At 63.4% G+C, this 21,360-nt stretch carries 18 protein-coding genes and 1 pseudogene; 8 read left to right on the plus strand and 11 right to left on the minus strand.

The features are described 5' to 3' along the window. Window positions 1-134: 134 nt before the first annotated feature. Together BPHY_RS26185 and BPHY_RS42920 are read left to right on the plus strand one after the other, a co-directional pair. Window positions 135-1,136, plus strand: a complete 1,002-nt coding sequence (locus BPHY_RS26185) for an ABC transporter substrate-binding protein (RefSeq protein WP_012404474.1) — start codon at window positions 135-137, stop codon at window positions 1,134-1,136. Window positions 1,137-1,370: 234 nt separating this feature from the next. Next, window positions 1,371-1,685 carry a hypothetical protein gene (locus tag BPHY_RS42920; RefSeq protein WP_041764793.1) on the plus strand — a complete coding sequence of 105 codons (315 nt, stop codon included), beginning with the start codon at window positions 1,371-1,373 and terminating at the stop codon, window positions 1,683-1,685. Here the strand turns inward: BPHY_RS42920 and BPHY_RS26195 are convergent. Further along, window positions 1,672-2,628 (minus strand): ABC transporter substrate-binding protein, encoded by a 957-nt coding sequence (locus BPHY_RS26195; RefSeq protein WP_012404476.1) that lies wholly within the window; start codon window positions 2,626-2,628, stop codon window positions 1,672-1,674. The genes BPHY_RS42920 and BPHY_RS26195 overlap by 14 nt on opposite strands. 189 nt (window positions 2,629-2,817) lie before the next feature. Here BPHY_RS26195 and BPHY_RS26200 point away from each other — a divergent pair. Further along, a pseudogene (locus tag BPHY_RS26200) lies at window positions 2,818-3,729 on the plus strand (LysR substrate-binding domain-containing protein). Window positions 3,730-3,737: 8 nt separating this feature from the next. Here BPHY_RS26200 and BPHY_RS26205 read toward each other — a convergent pair. Genes BPHY_RS26205 through BPHY_RS26220 form a run of 4 tightly spaced genes read right to left on the minus strand, consistent with a single transcriptional unit; the run spans window position 3,738 to window position 7,841 of the window. Then, window positions 3,738-5,345 (minus strand): rhodanese-related sulfurtransferase, encoded by a 1,608-nt coding sequence (locus BPHY_RS26205; RefSeq protein WP_012404479.1) that lies wholly within the window; start codon window positions 5,343-5,345, stop codon window positions 3,738-3,740. Continuing rightward, a complete protein-coding gene (locus BPHY_RS26210) occupies window positions 5,342-5,938 on the minus strand; it encodes a cysteine dioxygenase family protein (RefSeq protein ID WP_012404480.1) in 597 nt (198 codons plus the stop codon). The genes BPHY_RS26205 and BPHY_RS26210 overlap by 4 nt, the downstream gene beginning before the upstream one ends. Next, complete coding sequence (locus BPHY_RS26215) at window positions 5,938-6,753, minus strand: class II aldolase/adducin family protein (protein ID WP_012404481.1); 816 nt, start codon at window positions 6,751-6,753, stop codon at window positions 5,938-5,940. Before BPHY_RS26215 ends, BPHY_RS26210 begins: the two co-directional genes overlap by 1 nt. A gap of 11 nt (window positions 6,754-6,764) precedes the next feature. Continuing rightward, a complete protein-coding gene (locus tag BPHY_RS26220; protein ID WP_012404482.1) occupies window positions 6,765-7,841 on the minus strand; it encodes an LLM class flavin-dependent oxidoreductase in 1,077 nt (358 codons plus the stop codon). Between the two features lie 287 nt (window positions 7,842-8,128). On the opposite strand from BPHY_RS26220, the gene BPHY_RS26225 reads away from it, so the two are divergent. Then, window positions 8,129-8,437, plus strand: coding sequence for a VF_A0006 family four-cysteine protein (locus tag BPHY_RS26225; protein WP_052306162.1), 309 nt, complete (start codon window positions 8,129-8,131; stop codon window positions 8,435-8,437). A gap of 24 nt (window positions 8,438-8,461) precedes the next feature. Here the strand turns inward: BPHY_RS26225 and BPHY_RS26230 are convergent, their stop codons facing one another. Continuing rightward, window positions 8,462-10,126, minus strand: a complete 1,665-nt coding sequence (locus BPHY_RS26230) for an alpha-amylase family protein (protein ID WP_012404484.1) — start codon at window positions 10,124-10,126, stop codon at window positions 8,462-8,464. 49 nt (window positions 10,127-10,175) lie between these two features. Here BPHY_RS26230 and BPHY_RS26235 point away from each other — a divergent pair, with 49 nt between their 5' ends. After that, entirely contained in the window at window positions 10,176-11,750 is a 1,575-nt protein-coding gene (locus tag BPHY_RS26235; RefSeq protein WP_012404485.1) for an alpha-amylase family glycosyl hydrolase, read from the plus strand. Window positions 11,751-11,816: 66 nt separating this feature from the next. On the opposite strand, the gene BPHY_RS26240 is transcribed toward BPHY_RS26235, so the two are convergent. Further along, window positions 11,817-14,426: a hybrid sensor histidine kinase/response regulator gene (locus tag BPHY_RS26240; protein ID WP_012404486.1), complete on the minus strand. Its 2,610-nt coding sequence runs from the start codon at window positions 14,424-14,426 to the stop codon at window positions 11,817-11,819. 427 nt (window positions 14,427-14,853) lie between these two features. Between BPHY_RS26240 and BPHY_RS26250 the strand changes: the two genes are divergently transcribed. The 3 genes from BPHY_RS26250 (at window position 14,854) to BPHY_RS26260 (ending at window position 17,220) form a co-directional block, all read left to right on the plus strand. Next, window positions 14,854-15,888 carry a flavodoxin family protein gene (locus tag BPHY_RS26250; protein WP_041765419.1) on the plus strand — a complete coding sequence of 345 codons (1,035 nt, stop codon included), beginning with the start codon at window positions 14,854-14,856 and terminating at the stop codon, window positions 15,886-15,888. Window positions 15,889-16,057: 169 nt separating this feature from the next. Next, window positions 16,058-16,258, plus strand: coding sequence for a hypothetical protein (locus tag BPHY_RS26255; RefSeq protein WP_041764800.1), 201 nt, complete (start codon window positions 16,058-16,060; stop codon window positions 16,256-16,258). Continuing rightward, window positions 16,255-17,220 (plus strand): NADP-dependent oxidoreductase, encoded by a 966-nt coding sequence (locus BPHY_RS26260; RefSeq protein ID WP_012404488.1) that lies wholly within the window; start codon window positions 16,255-16,257, stop codon window positions 17,218-17,220. Before BPHY_RS26255 ends, BPHY_RS26260 begins: the two co-directional genes overlap by 4 nt. Here BPHY_RS26260 and BPHY_RS26265 read toward each other — a convergent pair. The 4 genes from BPHY_RS26265 to BPHY_RS26280 are packed head-to-tail and all read right to left on the minus strand — an operon-like array spanning window position 17,205 to window position 21,312. After that, on the minus strand, window positions 17,205-18,230 hold the full coding sequence (locus BPHY_RS26265; protein ID WP_012404489.1) for a UDP-glucuronic acid decarboxylase family protein: 1,026 nt from the start codon (window positions 18,228-18,230) through the stop codon (window positions 17,205-17,207). The two genes, BPHY_RS26260 and BPHY_RS26265, sit on opposite strands and share 16 nt — an antisense overlap. A 22-nt stretch (window positions 18,231-18,252) precedes the next feature. Beyond that, window positions 18,253-19,209 carry a glycosyltransferase family 4 protein gene (locus tag BPHY_RS26270; RefSeq protein WP_012404490.1) on the minus strand — a complete coding sequence of 319 codons (957 nt, stop codon included), beginning with the start codon at window positions 19,207-19,209 and terminating at the stop codon, window positions 18,253-18,255. Then, entirely contained in the window at window positions 19,199-20,338 is a 1,140-nt protein-coding gene (locus BPHY_RS26275; protein ID WP_012404491.1) for a glycosyltransferase family 9 protein, read from the minus strand. The genes BPHY_RS26270 and BPHY_RS26275 overlap by 11 nt, the downstream gene beginning before the upstream one ends. Beyond that, complete coding sequence (locus BPHY_RS26280) at window positions 20,335-21,312, minus strand: glycosyltransferase family 2 protein (protein WP_041765421.1); 978 nt, start codon at window positions 21,310-21,312, stop codon at window positions 20,335-20,337. Before BPHY_RS26280 ends, BPHY_RS26275 begins: the two co-directional genes overlap by 4 nt. Window positions 21,313-21,360: the final 48 nt, after the last annotated feature.

Genomic DNA, 21,360 nt, shown 5'->3' on the forward strand with positions numbered 1-21,360 from the left:
TCATGTCCGCTGCGTTCATGTCCGTTAAACATGCAAAAGATAAATATTGAGACGATATAAACATATCGGAATTGAATAATTTTCACGGCGGGTGTCCGCGGCTACGCTGTGCCCAATACGCACAGTGAGGACTTATGGCCGCTTCTGTTCCAACATCTTTTTCAATGCCGATGCGGTCGCGCCGGCGTGTGCTGCGTTCGCTCGCTGCGGCGCCGCTCGCGATGGCGACCGCGTTGACGGGCGCACGCAATGCGCGCGCAGCGGATGACGCGACCCTCGTACTCGGCGATCAGGCGGGCGGGACACGGGCGCTCGTCGAAGCGGCCAAGGTGCTCGACGGCGCACCCTACGCTTACCGCTGGGCGAACTTCCAGGGCGCGGCGCCGTTGTTCGAAGCGCAGCGTGCAGGCTCCGTCGATCTCGCGCCAGCCGGCGACCTGCCCGTTCTGGCAGCGGCCGTCGGCGACCCGACGCTGAAGATCGTGGCGACCCGGATCGGCTCGGGCGCGCAACTGGGCATTCTGGTCGGACCGAATTCGACCATTCGCACCGTCGCTGACCTGAAGGGCCGCACGGTATTCGTTTCGTCGGCGCGCGGCAGCATTTCGCAGTTCCAGTTGTACGGTGCACTTGCCGAAGCGGGACTCACGAAAGACGACGTGACGGTGCGTTTCATCCTCCCCGTCGATGCATTTGCGGCCTTCGCATCGGGTGCGATCGAAGTCTGGGCGACGTTCGATCCGTACTACGGTATCGCCGCCCAACATGGCGGCCGCATCCTGCGCGACGGCTCCGGCATCAATAGCGGATTGGGGTTCATCACCGCTTCGGGCGCGTCGTTGAGCGACCCGCGCAAGCGTGCGGCCATTGCCGACGTGCTGGTTCGCTATCAGCGCGCGGGCGACTGGGCACTGGCGAATCCCGACGCGTACGCGCAAATCTACGCATCGCTCACACGCTCGCCACTCGACGCCGCGAAGCAGATCACGAAGCGCGCGTCGCTGAAGCAGCATTTCGTCACCGACGCGGACATCGCGACGCTGCAGAAAGTCGCGGACCGCGCACATCGGGATGCGATCTTGCCGCGCCGCATCGACGTTCGCGCGATTTCCGAGACGCATCTTGCCAGCACATGAACTCGCCCTGACGGAGCACGATGACATGTGCACACGAACCCACGCGCTGGAACTGACGTATCGCCGGAGAAGGCAAACGCGATGCCCGCGAGCAAGGCAAACGCCTGATCGCGCTGTTGGCTGCGTTCGGCTGGCTCGGCAGCGCCGCCATCACACAATGGTGGCCCGCGCTCGACGAGTGGCCTTATATGCGCGAGCTGTCCATTCTTAAGCTGCTATTGGCGGCGTTGTCGCTTGGAATCGGCATCGCTGCCCAGACCATTCTTCGCGCGCCGCAAGCGTGGCCTGCCGACCGCCGAGCGCACGCGGCACTGTCAGCGCAAGCAGGCCGGCACGGCGCAGGCGGGCGAGATTGTCGTGTGGAAAGAGCGGCCCCGCATCGAGCGCGGCGGCGCCTGCGCTGAAATCGGCGGTCAGCGCGGCGAGCCACGCATCGGCGGGCGGACTGTCGAGGTCCGCGAGCGCTTCGAGCGCATCGGCATCGCGCTCGACATCGGCAAGCGCGCTATCGGGGTGGCGGCGAGTCGTGGTCGGTTCACTGTGCAGTGAGCGGAAATTGCCGATCGAAACTCTTCGTGACATCGAGGCGCGTCTTGATGACGTCCGCGCGGTGATATAAATCGGCGGTCTTTTGTTGTTCGGCGATCAATCCATCGTCGATGGCGACGGGATGGAGTTGCGCGCGCTGATAGACGGTCTTCAGGACGTCAGGCGGCAAGCCCGTCACCTTCGATTGCATCGCGGCCACTTCGTCCGGGTGCGAGAGCGCCCAGCGTTGGCCGGCCGCGACGCGCCTGAGAAAGTCGGCGATCTGGGCGTGCTTGTCATTGATCGACGTTTCCGTCGCGGCCTGAAAACTGAGGCCGGACGACAGGTTGACGCCGTTGACGATGCTGCGGTCATGATCGCGTTGCTCGGCGAGCGCGACATACGGATCCCACGTCGACCATGCGTCGACGTTACCCGAAGCGAGCGCAGCCTTCGCGTCGGCAGGCTGCATGAAGCGCAGCGATACGTCGGAAAGCTTGATACCCGCGCGTTCGAGCGTGGCGATCACGAGGTAATGGCCGATCGAGCCACGCGTGGTCGCGATGCGCTTGCCCCTGAGATCGGCGGCTGTCCTGATGGGCGATGCGTCGGGCACGATGATCGCGAGGTCGGTCGGCGTCGAGCGCGTGGCCGCCACCGCGCGCACTCTGGCGCCCGCAGCATAGGCGAAGATCAGCGGCGCATCGCCGAGTCCGCCTACGTCGATTGCGCCGGCGTTCAGTGCCTCTCCCAGCGGTTGCGCAGCGGGGAAGTTGAACCATTCGATCTTGTACGGCAGGTCCTTCAGCTGGCCCGACGCTTCGAGAATGCCGCGCGTCTGCAACTGCTGGTCGCCCACTTTCAACGTGGTATCGGCGAGCGCGACATGCGATGCGCTCGCGACGATCGCGCCCGTCAGAAGGCGGGAGAATCGTTGCAGGCATCGATTGGAAAAGAACAACATGAGGTGTGCGGCGAGAAGTGGTGACTGAAAAGACACGATACGGTCGCGTGTTCTATAAGGCAAACGCATTGTTCTGCTTAGTTAATATGCGAGAGCGGAAAGCGGAGAAGTGCGTGTGGCACTTGAGTGCGAGGGGCGTTGCGCGCTAAGGTCGCGCTATCGACACTTCGTCAAACCACAAGACCATTCATGAAACTCGATGAAATCGAGGCCTTCGTTGCCGTCGTGCGCTGCCAGTCGCTGAGTCAGGCGGCCGACTCTCTCGCGCTGACGCAGCCTGCCGTCACGCGCCGTATCCAGAACTTCGAAGAGGCCCTCGGCGTCGAACTGCTCGATCGCAACACGAAGCCCTTGAAGGCGACACCGATGGGGCGTGCCGTCTACGAACAATGCCGCGCGATCGTGCGAGAGGTAGACGCGCTCACGCATCTCGTCGCGGACGACGCGCCGCTCGCGGGCGTGTTGCGGCTCGGCGTCGCGCAGACGGTCGCCGACGTGGCTATGCTCGAGGCGCTCCATGCACTGCGCGGCGCGCATCCAGAGGTGCAGGCGCGCGTCTCGACGGGATGGGGCAATCCGCTGCTGCAGAAAGTCCAGGAAGGAGAACTGGATGCCGCGATCGTACTGTTGCCTGCGAACCGCGCGTTGCCGGACACGCTGGCGGGTGAAGCGTTGGGCGGGCTGAAGCTGGCCGTGGTCGCGAAAAAGGGCAGCGTCAAGAAACGTGCGCAGACGCTCGCCGAATGTCAATCGTATGGCTGGGTATTGAATCCCGACGGCTGCGGGTTTCGTGCGGGCCTGCAGCAGGCGCTCGCGGCGCAAGGCTAGACGTTGAAGCTCAACCTCGAAACGCTCGGCACCGAACTGCAGCTGGGGCTCGTCGCCGATGGCGTCGGCCTGGGGCTCGTTCCGCTGCCGCTGCTTCGCAAAAGCGAGCACGCCGCGCAACTTGACGTGATCCCCATCGCCGACTTCAAACCCGAAATTGCCGTATGGATCGTCCGTTCGCGTGCGCTCGGCAAGATGCAGTCGGCGCTTGCCGTATTGGCAGAAAGCGTCGAGCAGAGCTTCAAGGCGGCGCGTTTGTCGCGTGCCGCCTGATGGCGCGCTCAGATCACGAAAAAGCCATGCGTGCCGTCGCGATCGAGTTGTGCGACGAGACCGTATTCCCATTCCAGGTACGCGTTCATCGCTTCACGTGCATTGTCCGTGCCTTCATACGGGCGACGATAACGATCGATACGCGGTGACGCGAGGCCTGCATCTCCTGTTTCGGTCGGGAGGCCGGCGTGTATCCAGGCGGATGTGCCGCCCTCCAGCACATGGACGGGCTTACCCGTTAGCGCGGCGACTTCTGGCGCGGCGAAGGGCGCGAGCGCGTTGGTCGCACAGGTGACGACATACCGTTTCGCATCGGGCAGCGCGCGCAGATCGTCTATATCGATGGACAGGCGCGAACGCACGATCCAGTGCGCCCCCGGAATGTGCGCTTTCACATGATTCGCGCTCGACGTGACGTCGATTACGACGGTGCCGCTCGAAGGACTCGCGAGCAGGGCCGCGAGTTCTTCGGCGCCCAGAGCGGGCGTGTGAGCCGGCGCAGGTCTTGCGCCGCGCCAGCTTCCATTGGCCGTCAGGTCGTCTCCCGTAGCGTCGTCGATCACATACACATCGATGTTCATTTGCGCCAGCCACGCGGCCGTCATGTTGGCGCGCACGCCGTCGTCGTCGAATAGCACCACGCGCGCGCCGCGCACGGGCGCGAACATATCCGTCTCCTGCACGAGCTGGCCGCCTGGCGCGCCCTGAAAGCCCGGTGCATGGGCACGTTCGTATTCGGCAGGGGTGCGCACGTCGAAGCGATACGTCGTGCGCGATGGCTCGGCCGCCCACCGAGCAGCTTCAGCGAGTGTCGCGCGTCTCACGCCGGCGCGGTCTGCCAGCGTACGCGATGCGCTGCGCGACGCATCGAGGCTAAGCTGATCGCGGCCGGCCTGCGGATGGAACTGGCGATTGCTCCCATGTTCGAGCGTCTGCCCGGCGAGCGTCCAGCCGATCGTGCCGTTGCGCAGCGCTGCGACGGGATTCGGCAGACCGGCGTTGACGAGCGATTGCGCGCCGATGATGCTGCGCGTGCGCCCTGCGCAATTGACGATCACGCGCGTGCTGGCGTCGGGCGCGAGCGCTCGCGCGCGCAGCACGAGTTCCGCGCCGGGCACGCTGATGCTGCCCGGAATGTTCATGGTCTGATATTCGTCCAGGCGGCGTGCGTCGAGCACGACGACGTCATCGCCATTGGAGAGCAGCGTGTGGACCGCTTCGGCCGAGAGAGAAGGTGTATGTCGGTGCGCTTCGACGAATTCGCCGAATGCCTTGCTTGGCACGTTGACGTCCCGAAACACTTCGCCGCCCGCGCGAATCCATCCATCGAGTCCGCCTGCGAGCAATGCGATCTGCGTATAGCCCAGCGACGCGAGCTTGTCGGCGGCGCGTGATGCGAGACCTTCGCCCGCGTCGAACAGCACGATGGGCACCTCGCGGCGCGGCAAGCGGGTGTACGCGTCGAGTTCGATCTTCGATAGTGGGAGATTGGCGGCGAAGAGCGGGTGGCCCTGGGCATGCGGGTCTTCTTCGCGTACGTCGAGCAGCGCGATCTCACGGCGAGCGAGCAATGCTTCGCGCACGTCTTCATATGTGCGAACGGGATAAGGCTTCATGAAAGATGCGGTTCCTTGCTGAGATCCCACAGGTTGGGGATCGTGTCGTTCGAATAGCCCGAGATGAACGGCCTGGGCTGTTCGCCCTGCGCATACGTGGAGCGGCGAACCGCGCCGATGTTCGCACCATATACGTGGATGCTGACGGACGTGCGGTCGTCGTACGCATTGCGCACGCGATGAATATCGCCGATGGTCGGCGAGACGGCTTCGACGTCGCCCGCCTGGAGACGCACGTCGGCGCCCGCCGCACGCAGCGTGCCGTCGTCGTTGCGCGCATAGGGCGCAGCCAGTTCCGCTCCGCGCAGCACGCCGACGAGGCCCCATACCGTGTGATCATGAACCGGCGTTTGCTGTCCGGGGCCCCACACGAAGCTGACGACGCTGAAGCGTTGGCGTACGTCGGCGTAAAGCAGAAATTGCTGATAGCGCTCGATGGACGGTTGTGCGTACGCATCGGGCAGCCAGTCATCGACGCGGATCAGTTCGCGCAGCGCGTGCGCGCCCTGATCGAGCAGCCTCGGTTCATCGACGCCGGAATCGACGAGTTCTGCTATTTCACCGACAAAGCGCCGCAGTTTATGAATGGCCATCAGTCGAGCAACTCCCGTTCAGTTTCGACCAGCCCTTCATACAGGCTGTCGAATGCATGACGCGCGCCGTTCGCACGGCCGACTTGCTGGTGGGTGAGGGTCGCCATCTCGTCGGGAATCGGCTGCGGCGTGCCGGCCGCTTCCGCAAGCAGCTGTGCGTGGCACGCGCTGTCGAGCGCGATGTACCACCATGCGGCCGCTTCGACTGTCGGGCCTGCCGTCAAAATGCCGTGATTCTTCAGGATCACGGCTTTGCGCGAGCCTAGCGCCTGGGCGATACGCGCGCCTTCCGTGGTGTCGAGCACGACGCCGCGAAAGTCATCGAACAGCGCGTGGTCTTCGTGGAACGCGCAGGAGTCTTGTGTCAGCGGATCGAGCTTGCGGCCGAGCGTCGACCAGGTCTTGCCATATAGCGAATGCGTATGAGCAGCAGCGACCACATCGGGGCGCGCCTCGTGAATGGCGGCATGAATCGCAAAGGCGGCCTGATTCACGGGGCCATCGCCGACGACGATCTCGCCGTCGCGATTGACCAGCAGCAGATCCGACACGCGCATGCGGCCGAAATGCCGGCCCAGCGGATTGACCCAGAAGTGATCGGTCCATTCGGGATCGCGTGCGGTGATATGGCCGGCGAGCCCCTGCGCGAAACCGTACTGCGCGAACAGACGGAACGCGCCCGCGAGGCGCTGTTGACGATGCAGACGTTCTTCGGCAAGTGAGCGCTGCGGTTCCAGTTCATCGTCGAACCAGAACTTGCGCACGGGCTGGTCGCGCAGCACGAGCGACGGCCGATCTTCGAGTAGCGTGATCATGATTGTTCCTGTCAGGCGGCGCGGCGTGCGCGGGACGTGAGTTCGCGTACCGCGGGAATCAGTTCGCGGCCATAGTCGATTGCGTCTTCGAGCGGGTCGAAGCCGCGAATCAGGAAAGTCGTGACGCCGAGTTCATGATATTCGGCGAGCGTCTGTGCGACCTGCGCCGGCGTGCCGACAAGTGCAGTCGAGTTCGAGCGTCCGCCGATTTCTTTTGCGACGGCTGTCCAGAGACGCTCATCCGCGCGGACGCCGTCGCCGGATGCCGCGAGCAGCCGGCGCGCGCCCTCGCTCTGTTGCGGACCGCCGCGAGAGAAGCCCTGTTCGACTCGCAAGCGGCGAGTCTCCGCGAGGATATGTTCCGCGCGCTCCCATGCGGCTTTTTCCGTCGCGGCGAGGATAGGCCGGAACGACACGGAGAAGCGCGCGTTGCGGCCATGCTTGGCGGCTTCGGCGCGAACGCGCGTCACCTGTTCATGCACCTGCTGTTTCGATTCGCCCCATAGCGCGTAGACATCCGCGTGCTTGCCGGCCACGGCGAGGGCGGGCGCCGATGCGCCGCCGAAATAGATCGGCACATGCGGCGACTGCTTCGGTTTCACTTCTGAGAAGGCCTTTTCAAAGCGGTAGAAGCGGCCTTCGTGATCGAACGGCTTATCTTCTGTCCACAGGCGGCGCAGAATCTGCAGGTATTCGTCGGTGCGTGCGTAACGCTCGTCGTGAACTAGAAAGTCGCCGTCGCGCCGTTGATCTTCGTCGCTTCCACCCGAGATGAAGTGCACCGCGAGCCGCCCGCCCGAGAAGTGATCGAGTGTAGCGATCTGCCGTGCGGCGAGTGTGGGCGCGACGAAGCCCGGACGATGCGCGAGCATGAAATGAACCTTCGCTGTCACGCCCGCCGCATAGGCGATGGTGATCGTCGCATCGGGGCTCGTCGAACTGTGCGGAACGAGAATGCGATCGAAGCCGGCGTTCTCATGCGCCTGCGCGAACGCGCGCACGTACTCGGTATCGATAGCGGGCCCTTGTGGAAGGTGCGTTTCCGATACTTTGCGCTGTTGAATCATGCCGATGAATTCGACGCTCATGTCAGCTCCTTGCGGAAATCTGTTTCGATGGAGGAATGCAAGCCGCAACAGACGCTGCGAGGCACAGCGCGTCTGCGGGTATGCATTCGAGGCTAACACCGCGTTATGCAAAGGCTAAATAGTAAATTCAGATAAACATATCGACCGCGCATGATGACAAGCGTTGCCTGTGCTCGATGGATCTGAAAGCAGCCGAGCCTGACGCTTAGAATAGTTGTGTCACATGTGTCAGAACGCGGCGCCGAGGTCTGCTTGATCGGCCACCGCTCCACGAAAGGATGGGAGAAATGATGCGAAATCTGTGCATCGTGTTGACGCTGGTTTTCTGCGCAAGCACCGCGTCGAAAGCAGATGGATTTGACGGCAGCGACAACGAAGACACGTATCGACAGTGCGTCGCAAAGTCGGCCCGAAGCACTGCCAGCATGCTCGCGTTTCAGGTCATGCAGAATGCGTGTCTTAGGCTTTACCGGCAGACGTCAGCGCTGAGCGACGCTGACAAGAGCTACTACCTGTGTCTGCTGCGAAAGCTGCCGGGAGTCAATAACGATATCCATGCGCAGATGGCCGCAAAGGCCTGCGGAGAACCTCGGTAACCCGTCGAAGTTGCGCGGACATCCTTATATTTCGGAACGCGTCAGCAGATAATCCAGTCCGCCGACCCTGTACCAGCGGTAACCGTAAGGCTCCAGCACCACTGCATGTCGGCCGTCGTCGCCAGGCTGGCTGTGGTCGTCGGAGAGCAGATTGATCAGCGGGCAGCCCACCGGCTCGTTGCAGCCGGAGCGAAACTTCACTGTGCACGCCTTGGCGGCGAAGTTATGTAGAAACAGAACCGAGTTGTTGCGCCAGTGATAACACAGCGCCAGCACATCGCTTCGCGATGTGCGCAGCACTTCGAAATCCCCCCAGCTGATCTCCGGCACTTCCTTGCGCATGCGGATCATCCGCTCCATCCAGTTAAGAAGCGAGTTGGGGTCGCGCCGCTGGGTCGCAACGTTGACGCGCTCAAAGCCATAAGGGCCGCCGGATATGACCGATACGGGCGGCCGGGTGTGCTTGGTGAAGCCTCCCTGCGGCTCGGTCGACCATTGCATGGGAGTACGCGCACATGCGCGCTCGGGCCGGCGCAGGTCGTCGCCCATGCCGATTTCATCGCCGTAACGGAACACGGGCGTGCCCGGCAAACTGAGCATCAGGCTGTAGGCGAGTTCAAGGTGGCGCCTGTCGCCTGCCAGCATCGGCGCGAGCCGGCGCCGGATGCCGCGCTGATAAAGCTGCATGCCCGGCTCGGGACCGAATGCAGCGAATACGGCTGCGCGTTGCTCAGGCGTGAGGCGACCGAGATCGAGCTCGTCGTGATTGCGCAGGAACACGCCCCATTGCGCGCTTGGCGGCCGCGGCTTCGTTGCGAGGAGGGCGTGCTTCAACGGCTTCGTATCGCCCGTCGCAAGCGTATAGAAGGTGTTCTGGTTGAGCTGGAAGTTGAACATCATGGGCAAGCGCTCGCCCTCTTCACCGAAATATTCGAGGTCGGTATCCGGCAGGACGTTAGCTTCGGCCAGAATGATCGCATCACCTTCGCGCCATTGCAGGAACTCGCGAAAGCTCCGCAACATTTCATATTGCTCGACGGGTTCGCGCACTTTCGGCCCCTTCGTTGCGATGACGAAGGGCACTGCATCCATGCGGAATCCGGAAACGCCAAGCTGGATCCAGAAGCCCATGATCTTCAGCAGTTCCGCCTGCACGTGAGGATTGGAGGTATTCAGGTCTGGTTGAAAATCGTAGAAACGATGGAAATACCAGCGCCTTGCACGTTTGTCGAAACTCCATGTCGACTTCTGAACGCCAGGGAATGCGACGCCGTGTGTTGCGTCGGGCGGCTTCTTGTCCGCCCACACATACCAGTCGCGATATTTCGAATCAGGATCGCTGCGTGCTTCCTTGAACCACGGGTGCTGGTCGGAAGTGTGATTGACTACCAGGTCGATGATCACGCGCAGGCCACGCTCGGCACAGGCGTGAGTGAATTCGGCGAAGTCACCGAGCGTGCCGTACTTCGGATCGACGTTGTAGTAGTCGGAGACGTCGTAACCGTTGTCGCGCCCGGGCGATGGCTGAATGGGCATCAGCCAGATCGCGGTGATGCCGAGACCCTGCAGATAATCGAGGCGGCGCATCAGCCCAGCGAAGTCGCCGATGCCGTCGCCATTGGCGTCCATGAACGTGCCGACGGAAAGGCAGTAGATGATTGCGTTCTTGTACCAGAGGTCGTTGAGCATAGGTTTCGCGCATGGCGCCAAAAACGGTCGATTGCGATGAGGAATGGAAATGCGGGAGTTGACGTGGTGGCAACGCGGTGTGATCTATCAGATCTATCCGCGCTCGTTTCAGGATAGCAACGGCGACGGCATCGGCGATCTGCGTGGCATCGCCGAACGCCTCGAATATGTCTCTGCGCTAGGCGCCGACGCGGTGTGGATATCTCCCATCTTTCCTTCTCCCATGGCCGATTTTGGCTATGACGTGGCGGACTACTGCGGCATAGATCCGCTGTTCGGCAGCCTGTCCGAATTCGAGCAATTGGTGATCCACGCTCATCACCTCGGGCTCAAGGTGCTGCTCGATTTCGTTCCGAACCATTCGTCGAACCGGCATCCGTGGTTCGAGGAAAGCCGCTCGTCGCGTGACAATGCGAAGCGAGACTGGTACCTGTGGCACGATCCCGCGCCGGATGGCGGCCCCCCGAACAACTGGTTGAGCCGCATGGGCGGCTCTGCCTGGGAGTGGGACGAGCATACGGAGCAGTATTATTATCATGCGTTCCTGCGCGAGCAGCCCGATCTGAACTGGCGTAACCACGAAGTGCGCCGCGCGATGGACGGTGTATTGCGGTTCTGGCTCGATCGCGGCGTCGACGGATTCCGCGTAGACGTGTTGTGGCTGTTGATCAAGGATGCACAGTTCCGGGACAATCCTTTGAACCCCTGCTATCGGGCCGGCGAGCCGGAACATCATCGGCTATTGCAGACATACACCGAAGACCAGCCGGAAGTGCATGAGATCGTGCGCGCCATGCGGGCTACGCTGGACATATACGGTGATCGTGTGCTGATCGGCGAAATCTATCTGCCGGTTTCGCAGCTGATCAAATACTACGGCGCGGCAGGCGACGGCGCGGACATGCCGTTCAATTTCCAGTTGATCAACGCCAGATGGAACGCCGCCGTGATTGCCGGCATGATTCGCGACTACGACGGCGCGTTGCCCGAGCATGCGTGGCCAAACTGGGTACTGGGCAATCACGACAATCCGCGCATTGCATCGCGCGTGGGCGCAATCCAGGCGCGCGTAGCCGCTGTGCTGCTGCTGACATTGCGAGGAACGCCGACAATCTATTACGGCGACGAAATCGGAATGACGGATGGCACCATCGGGCCTGACGAGATCAGGGATCCGGCTGAGCTTCGGCAACCGGGCGCGGGTCAGGGCCGCGATCCCGAGCGCACGCCCATGCAATGGGATGATTCGTTGCCGAACGCGGGCTTTACGAGCGGGAAACCGTGGTTGCCCGTGGCGTCGAGGTCAAGCGTGCGCGAACAGGAGGGCGATACGTCGAGCATGCTCTCGCTCTACCGGCGGCTTCTTATCTTGCGGCGCTGCCACGCCGCGCTCGTGCAAGGCACGATTGAGAACGTCGCTGCACATGGCGACGTGCTCACGTATGAACGGCATTACCGCGAGCGATCGCTTTTCGTCGCACTGAACTTCGGAGGCGAAGCTAGCGCATTTGAATCGCGGCCGGCCACCGTCCTGTTATCGACTGCGATGGGGCGCGACGGCGGGCCACTAACGCATGGCACCAATGCTCTCGCTGCGGGAGAAGCGCTGGTCGCGTCCATGTGAGGTCATGTCTCGGCGAGGGTCTTGCCGGCGGGCCATTCCGGCGCGCTTTCGCGGGCGCGTGACTTCTCATCGGCCGCCCGTCAGCGAGGACAGCAGTTTGAGCAGGCTCTTGATATTGACCGGCTTGACGAAGTGATAGTCGAAGCCGGCGGCCTGGGCCCTGAGCCGGTCTTCGGCTTGTCCGTACCCGGTGATTGCAATCAGGCGGGGCGACGTTTCGTCCTTCGCGCGCAGCCGGCGCGCCAGTTCGTAGCCATCGATGTCGGGCAAGCCGATGTCGAGCAGAGCTGCATCGGGGCGCAGCTGCGCAGCGGCTTCAATAGCCTCCGCCGAAGAGTAGGCCGTGCGTGCAAAATGGCCCTCCGATTCACACAACATCGCGAGCGAGTCTGCGGCGTCGCGATTGTCGTCGACGATCAGGAGCCTTAGCGAAACCGGCTTGTCGATCGCGGCGGGTTCCGACAACGCAAGTGCCGAATGTCGTTCGTGATGATGCAGGCGCGGCAGCGACACCGTGACTGTCGTGCCGCGGCCTTCGCCTTCGCTCTCCACGGCGATCGTGCCGTCATGCAGTTCGACCAGTTTCTTCACGAGCGAAAGGCCGATGCCGAGACCGCCATTCGAACGGTCGAGCGTGCGTTCCCCCTGTGAAAAGAGCTCGAACACCTTCGGCAACAGTTCGGCCGATATTCCGCTGCCCGTGTCGGTGGTTACGATCTCGACCCACATCTCGTCAGCTCGCGCGCTGATCGAAATGCTCCCGTCTTCGGGTGTGTATTTGCTCGCGTTGTTGAGGATGTTCACGAGGATCTGCGAGATCCGCGTCACGTCGCCCCGAACCCACGCCGTCGCGTCGGAGACGTCCACCTGAATGTGCTGTCGCCGCGCTTCGACGGATGCAGCCATCGCCTCGACTGCGTGATAGACGGCCGTGCCGACAAGAATCGGCTCGAGCTGAAGCGCGATCCTGCCTTGCGTGATGCGCGACACTTCGAGCAGGTCGTCGACGATGCGCGTCATGTGTTCGGTCTGTCGGCGCATCAGTTCGATGAGGTCGGCGGAACGTTGATCCTTGCCGTCATGCTTCTCGAACAGCGCAATGGCTGTACGTATCGGCGCGAGCGGATTGCGCAGTTCGTGCGCCAGCATCGCGAGAAATTCGTCCTTGCGCCGGTCCGTTTCGCGCAGCATCAACTCCATGCGCTTGCGTTCGGTGATATCGACGACGCTCGCGATGAGCCGCAATGGTTTGCCGTCGGCGCCGCGCTGAAGCAGTGCGCTGCCTTCCATCCATTGTTCCCCGCGCGGGTTCAGCACGCGAAACTCGAAATGCGCACCGGGATCGCCGCCAGTCGCGAGTTGGCGCACGTAACCGTCGAGCACGGGACGATCGTCAGGATGGATGCGCGAAAGCGCGGCCTCGTACGTCAGCGTTTCGCCCACGCGAGGCTCGCCGCCCATTTCGAACGACAGCGTCCACGACGTGAGATCGACAGCGACGATATGGATTTCTGCCGCCTGCATCGCGACGGTCAGACGCAGGCTGCGGGCTTCGATCGCCGCCTGAGCTTCATGTTGGGCGGTGACATCGGTTGTCGTGCCGAACCACTCCTGCAGTGTGCCGTGAGCGTCGTACAGAGGAGCGGCGTGCGCCTGAACCATCCGGTAATGGCCGTCGTAGCGGCGCATACGAAACGTTATCGTGCCCGCCGTGCCGTCGCGCAAGACGGTCAGCCAGGCCTCGCGCGCCATCTCGCGATCGTCGGGGTGAACGAAGTCGAGCCATCCCCAGTTCTCCAGTCGCTGCGGGTCGGCGCCCGTGAATTTGCCCCACGGCTCATCGGCAGGACGGATTTCCCCATCCGCATGCGCCGACCAGACGAGAGCGCCCGTCGACTCCACCAGCGCTCGATAGCGGCGCTCGCTCAGAATGAGCCGTTCTTCAGCCGCGCGCTGCCTCGAGATATCGAATGTGACGCCATGCACGCAGGAAAGCACGCCTTGCTGGTCGAATTCCGGATGGCCACGCATGCGCAGCCAACGCGGCGGCGCAGCGGTGCCGTCAAGCTGAAAATCGAGCTCGAACGGGCCGCCACGCTCGAGCGCCTGTGCAACCTCCTGTTGGAACGGCTCACGCTGCTCGGGCGCGACGCGGTTCCACAGATCGGTTAGCGTGACGGCATCGGTGCCGGATGGAAAAGAATAGAGTTCGGCGAGCTGCTCGGTCATCCGCACATGGCGACTCTTCATGTCCCATTCCCATGCGCCCATGCCGGCGCCCTGGCACGCGGCCTTCAACCGGCGTTCGCTCGCTTCGTACATCGCCCACGCGTGCCGGCAATGATGGATATCCGTCGCCACGCCCACCGTATCGCCAATGCGGCCGCTTTCATCGCGTTGTGCCTGCAGATGCAGCGTGTGCCAGTGAAAAACTCCGTCGCCGCGCAAAAGGCGCACGTCGACATTGCGCAGCAGGTTGCCGTCGTGCATCTGACGTAACGCGTCGAGCACGGGGTTGATGTCGTCGGGATGAACGAATTCATGCCAGTTGCGGCCAACGATATGCGGTGCAGGCAGCCCAAGGTAGCGCGACGCCCACGGGTTGACGTAGCGCACCGCGCCGGCCCGATCCGCGCGCCAGACAAACGATGGAAGGAAATGAGCAGGATCGTGCATGTGCGCTCCTTCTCCGGCGAGAAGTATGGGCCGTCAAGGCGCTATCTGCAGCGATGCGGCAGGTGTGCGGTCATGCCCGGCACGCTCGATCGGATGTGCGATGGGCACCCGCACAGGAACCGCGATCGCTCGACGTGCATGTGCTGAGCATATGCCGCGCCCGTACTGTCATCAAGACCGACGGGCAGGCGCCGTGCAGCGCGCGGGCCGAACGGATGCTTGGCAGCCTCGATGCACGCGATCATGGCAGGGGCGAGGATGTGATCGTCCGGTCGGCGCATTCGGGGTTCGTTGGCAGGCACGGGAACGGCGCTTGCCTGTAGCGGATATCGGCGAGGTGTTGAGGAGAGGGCGCGTGGCGAATTCGAAACCGGCGGCGCACACAGGCACGCTGCCAGAGGTGCGCAAAGGACAGGTCACGCAGAAGATGTCGCGCGAAGCCTTTCGCGAGCGCTTCAACGCGCGCTTTTACGATCCCGCTTTCCGCACCGAAGATGCATCCATCGAACGACTGGAAGCGATTGCATGGCAAGCGTACGAAGAAGGCCGCAAGGCGCCCATTACCGAAAAGGCGGGTTCGGACTATGCGGATCCCGACTACGACCTGTCCGTCGAGTGGCGCGAGGCGGCGCGGCGCGTGAAGGCAGCGCAAGCGCGCCAGCAGGATCCGTCGACGCGTTCGCGCGTGCTTGTCATCAACGCGTCGACGCGCAACGACAATACGTGCCCCGGCGAAATGTCGAAGAGCTTCCGCCTCGCGAAGCGCATCGAAGCGATCGTCACGGATGCGCATTTCGAAGCCGATTTTCTCGACCTCTCGCTGCTATCGTCTGACCGCGACCTGCAGATTCATCCGTGCAAGGCGTGCGTGTCGACGGCGATGCCGCTCTGTCACTGGCCGTGCAGCTGCTATCCGAATCACGCTCTCGGCCAGGTCAACGACGGGATGAACGACATCTACGAGCGTTTCGCGGCCTGTCATGGTGTGGTGATCGTGACGCCCGTCTACTGGTATCAGTCGCCTGCCGCACTGAAGCTGATGATCGACCGGCTGGTCTGTGCGGACGGCGGCAATCCCGATCCGACATCGACGCACGGCAAGGATCCGCAGCGCGCAAAGCAGCTGGAACTCGAAGGCTGGCCGTATCCGAAGCATCTGAAGGGCCGCGCGTACGGCCTTGTCGTGCATGGCGACGTCGCCGGCATCGAAGGGTCGCGTGCTGCGCTCGCCGACTGGCTCGACTGGATGGGTTTCATCGAAGCGGGCGCGCAGGCGCGGCTCGACCGCTACATCAACTATTACGCGCCATATGCAACCAGTCACGCCGCGCTCGATGAAGACAGGTGCATGCAGGCGGAAACGGACAATGTCGCACGCGCGGTCGTCAATGCCGTGACGGCGATACGCGAGGGCACACTGCGCCGGCCCGACGATACGCTCGAACCGCCGCGTGCCAAGTGACCGACGTAACCATCGCGTGCGTAGGAACATCGGATGCTCCAATCAACGCGTTAATCGCATCCGCACGCGCGTCCGCATCTGCATCCGCATCCGTGTCCGCACCCGTGTCCGCACCCGTGTCTGCGCGGCACCGATCCATCGTTTCGTCGCCGTCTCACGGGAGTATTCAATGAAAGCAGTCATTTATAAGGGGCCGCGTAACATGAAGGCGTATCGCCGCAAGCTGCGCGAGCTGATCGCGTCCGGCAAGGCGGAGCCGTCGCAGATCGTTTCGCGCGAGTCGCCGCAGGAAAAGGCCCCGCAAGGCTACGAGCATTTCGACGCGCGCAAGGAAGGCTGGACCAAGGTGGTCCTGAAGGCGGCAGCATGAGCACGCACAGTCTGCCGCAGACGCCTGCCACGATGCGGGCCTTTCGCGTCCACCGCTTCGGCGGTCCTGAAGCGCTGGAAGCCGACGCGGTCGCCGTGCCGACTCCCGGCCGCGGCGAAGTACTCGTCAAGGTGCTGGCATCGAGCGTCAATCCCGTCGACATCAAGACGCGCGAAGGACACTATCCGCTGATTCGCGAGGACGCCTTGCCCTACACGCTGGGGCGCGACTTCGCCGGTGTGGTTGCACGCACGGGCGACGGCGTCGCCGGATGGAAACCGGGGCAGGAGGTCTACGCGTTCATTGGACAGGGGCCTGGCGCGCATGCCGAATACGTGATCGTCGACCAGACGGCGCTCGCGAGAAAGCCCAGTACGCTCGATTTCCGCCAGGCCTGCGCCGTCCCGCTCGCTGCGCTGACTGCATGGCAGGGACTGTTCGAACACGGCTTGCTCGAAGCCGAAGAGCGCGTGCTGATTCATGCGGGCTCGGGCGGCGTCGGGCATTTCGCCGTCCAGTTCGCGAAGCTGAAGGGCGCGAAAGTGTGGGTCACCGCGTCGGGCGACGGTGTCGAATTCGTGCGCTCCCTCGGTGTCGACAATGTGATCGACTACGGGGCGCAGAAGTTCGAAGATGCGGTGTGCGACGTGGATCTGGTCTACGACATGGTCGGCGGCGAGACACAGGAACGCTCATGGAACGTGCTGCGCAAGGGCGGCCGGCTCGTATCGACGCTCAACGAACCGTCACAGGTCAAGGCGGCCGGGCACGGCGCAACGGCGCTGCGTTACACCGCGCATCCCGATGGCAAGACGCTCGCGCGGATCGGCGAACTGATCGACGACGGTGCGATGCGTGTGGTCGTGTCGGGTCAATATGCGTTCGGTGAATTGCCCGCTGCACTGGCGCGCGTCGAGCGCGGCCATGTGCATGGGAAGATCGTGGTTCACACGTTGGACTGAACGGGAACGGGCGCGGGAACGGAAGCGGCGAAGCGTGCCGCGCCTTTCGATGCCGAAGCGGATTGCAGCAGCGCCGAAAAATATCGGACCGTTTCGGCGAGACCGTCGCCGAGCGACGTCTGCGGCTGCCACGCGAGCAGTTGTCGTGCGCGCGCGATATCGGGCTGACGATGCCACGGGTCGTCGATGGGCAACGGGCGAAATTCGATTGCCGAAGACGAACCCGTGATCTCGACGATGCGTTGTGCGATATCCAGCATCGACACCTCATGCGGATTGCCGAGATTGACGGGACCATCGGGATACGCATCGAGATTCATGAGCCGGATGAACGCATCGATCATGTCGTCGACGAAGCAGAACGAACGCGTCTGGGAGCCGTCGCCATACACCGTCAAGGGTTCGCCGCTCAACGCCTGCATTACGAAGTTGGATACGACCCGGCCGTCGGCGGGATGCATGCGCGGCCCGTAAGTGTTGAAGATTCGCGCGATGCGTATTTCGAGCCCATGCTGCCTTCGATAGTCCATGAAGAGCGTTTCGGCGCAGCGCTTGCCTTCGTCATAGCAGGAGCGCGGCCCGATGGGATTCACGTGGCCCCAGTAGTCTTCCTTTTGCGGATGCACGCGTGCATCGCCATAGACCTCGCTGGTCGACGCCTGGAAGATCTTCGCACCCACACGCTTCGCGAGGCCGAGCATGTTGATTGCGCCATGCACGCTCGTCTTCGTCGTCTGCACCGGGTCGTGCTGGTAATGAATGGGTGACGCGGGACATGCGAGATTGTAGATCTCGTCCACTTCCACATAGAGCGGAAATGTCACGTCGTGCCGCATCATTTCGAAGTTCGCGCAGTCGAGCAGATGCGCGATGTTGTCTTTCGTGCCCGTATAGAAGTTGTCGACGCACAGCACGTCGTGGCCCAGCGCAACGAGACGCTCGCACAGATGCGAACCGAGAAACCCCGCACCGCCCGTCACGAGAATGCGTTTGCGCGATACTTCTTTCATGGTCGTGCTCCTTTGGGGAAACTCAGGCGGTGACCTGCGTCAGCGTGTCGTGCCAGTCCTGCACGAAACGGTCGATATGAAAGCGCTCTTGTGCGGTGCGCCGCGCGTTCTCGCCCAGCACGCGCGCAAGCGACGGGTCGCGCAGCAACATGTGCATCGCGTCGGCGAGCGCATCGGTATCCGTGTGAATGAAGCCGTTCTCGCCGTTGCGGATGACCGTCGACAGTTCCGTCGTCGCCAGCCCGACGATCGGCATGCCGATCGTCATCGCTTCGACGATCGCGAGACCGAGGCTCGTCCAGCGGATTGGATTGAAGAAGAAGCGATAGCGCGCGATAAACGCGGCCAGTTCCATATTGCCGATCTCGCCGATGCCGTCGCAGCTTTGCGCGTCCATGCCGACGAGATCGAGCGGCACACGGGAGCGCATCTGCGCGAACACATCGGCACCCAGGCGTCGGCCGCGCTGCGCCAGATGATTGACGACGACGATCCCGCACTCGCGTTCGCCGCCGTAGCGCACGCCTTCGGGCACCACCACGCCATGTTCGATTACCCGCGTGGGCGTTGCGCCGCAATCCCACATCAGCTGGTTGAAATGCGTGACATGCACGAGCAGGGTGTCGGGATCGTCGACCCAATGCCACTGCTGATACGGATTCTCCATTGGCGGATCGTGTTCGATGTAGACGCGCGGCAAGCGCCGCTGCGCTCCGGACAACACATGCTCGCGATCGTGTTCCCAATGCTGACGATGCTGATACAGCACGACGTCGAATTCACCCGACGCCACCTGATCGATGTCGACTTCGTGCACGTTATCGCCCCACGGCAGCGAGCCGTTCGCGCCCGCATAGCCCGGCGGGTTGCCAGGCTTCGTGACCAGATAGAAATCGTGCGGCGCCTGGGTCAGGTAGTAAAGATAGTTGCCGTGCACATGCCAGGTCAGCACGCGCAGCCGGCGACAGCTACGCAACATGGCGCACCTCCTCTCGAATGGGTACGACGTTTGTATTGCGCTCGTGCAGCAGACATGGCGGGGCGGGCCGCGCGCGGAGATCGCGCGCAAGCATGGCACGCGCGGCGCCGACCACTTGCGGCACGCTGACGTTGAGCGCGCATTCGTGCCCGTACGGACACTCGCGAAACGCACACGGACGGCAAGGCGGATAGTCGGCCAGCACGCGATGCCTCTCGCGGTCCAGCGGGGCCCAGCGAAGCGTGTCGCTGCCCGACGCGATCACGACGCTCGGCGTGCGCATCGCGGCAGCAATATGCGAGATGCCCGTGTCGTTGCATACGACGAGTCTTGCTCGTTCAACCAGCGCTGCGAGCGAGCCCAACGAAGTCGAACCTGCCAGATGCAGCGCGGGCGCGGCCATCGTGCCCAGTACGGCGGCTGTCAGTTCCGCTTCGGCGGCCATGCCTGTGACGGCGATCTGCCAGCCATACGAAGCGAGCGCATCGGCGACTTCTGCGAAGCGCGCGACGGGCCAGCGGCGCGACGGCAACTGCGCGCCCGGGTGCATCAGCACTAGCCGGTGCGCCTCGATTCCATGCTCGGCCACGAGCGCCGCATACTCCGCCTCGTCCCGAGCGTTCAGGTCGAACGAAAGCGTGTCGCTTTCGCACGGCGCGCCCATCGCGTTGGTCAGCGCGAGATAGCGGTGCGGCTCGGCGAGCGTATCTGGCCATTCGATGAAACAGCCTGCGCGCTGGACCTCGTCATGTTGCACGAAGCCCGCGTTTGCGCACGCGCCGAAACCGCACACGATGTCGTTCGCGATGCCGCCGCTGCCGTGCAGCTGGATCGCAAGGTCGAAGTGCCGCTCGCGCATCGCGTCGATGAAAGCAGGCAGCGCGCTATCGTCTTCGCGCTGTTCCGGAAACCCGATGGCGCCGGGAAACAGGATCAGCTCGTCGAGCAAGCCGGCATAACGGTCAACGAAAGTCTGCGCCCACGGCAAGCCGACCAGCGCGATGTGAGCGTGCGGCGCCGCGCGTCGCAGTGCGCGCAGCGCGGGCACGCTGCACAGCATGTCGCCGAGTTGAAGCGCGCGGAAGATGACGATGCGCTGCGGATCGAGTCGTTCGATGAAGGAATTCACAGGAAGAACACCTTGTAGCGAAGCGCGCCGCGCAGGCGCCAATAGATCGACAGGAACGGGATGAGCGTCGACGTCCACGCCATTTCGGCGACATGCCCGAGGTCGCGGCGCGTATGACGCAGCCGTGCGACGCAAAATGCCGACGTCAAACCGCACCACAGAAGCAGCGCCGCAGCCGAGAGCGCCACGTTTCCCGCAAGCGCGGCAGCGACGCCGCACAACAGGCTCGCGACGATTGCGTAGTAGCGCAGCGGCGGCCTCGCGTCGATCCGCTGCCGGTACAACGCGGGATGCTTGCGATACAGCAACGCCTCGAACTGGCTCTTCTTCTGCTGCGACAGACTCACGCCCCAGCGAGCGGGGCGCACGGGGTGCACGACGACGGCATCGGGTGCGTGCACGATGCGGCCGCCCGCCTGCAGCACGGCGAATTGCAAATCGGAATCCTCGCGCCATGCGGACGTGAAGCGCTCGTCGAAGCCGCCCATTGTCGCCAGCCGTGCGCGGCGCACAAAGGCATTTGCGGTGGCGAACTCCGCGCGTGCGAGGCCGCTCGCATCGAGTTCATAGTCGGTGGGATCGTCGGGCAAGGGCATCACGATCCTGCCCGATGCGGCGTCGGCGCCCGTCGCGAGCGCGGCTGCGCCGGCCGTGAGCCAGTGCGGATCGGCGACGGTATCGTCGTCGGTGAACGCGATCAGCGGCGAGCGCGCCGCGCGCCAGCCCGCATTGCGCGCGGCGGCGGGGCCTTGCGTATCGCTGACGGGCACATAGCGCACGGCCGGGCCGCGCCCGGCGACGCGCAGCGCCAACTGCTCGACGGCTGCGCGCGTCGCATCGTCGGGACCGTCGTCGCACACGACGATCTCATAGCGCGTCGCATCGAAGTCCTGTGCGGCCAGCGCGTTCAGGCAGGTTTCGAGCATCGCGGGCCGTCGGTAGGTCGGCACGACGACGGCGATGTCGAACAGCATGCCGTCGCCCGTCGCCGCCTCGTCACGGGCGCCGCTGGTTTGCGTGGC

This window comes from Paraburkholderia phymatum STM815, from assembly GCF_000020045.1.
GTDB classification, from domain to species: Bacteria; Pseudomonadota; Gammaproteobacteria; order Burkholderiales; family Burkholderiaceae; genus Paraburkholderia; species Paraburkholderia phymatum.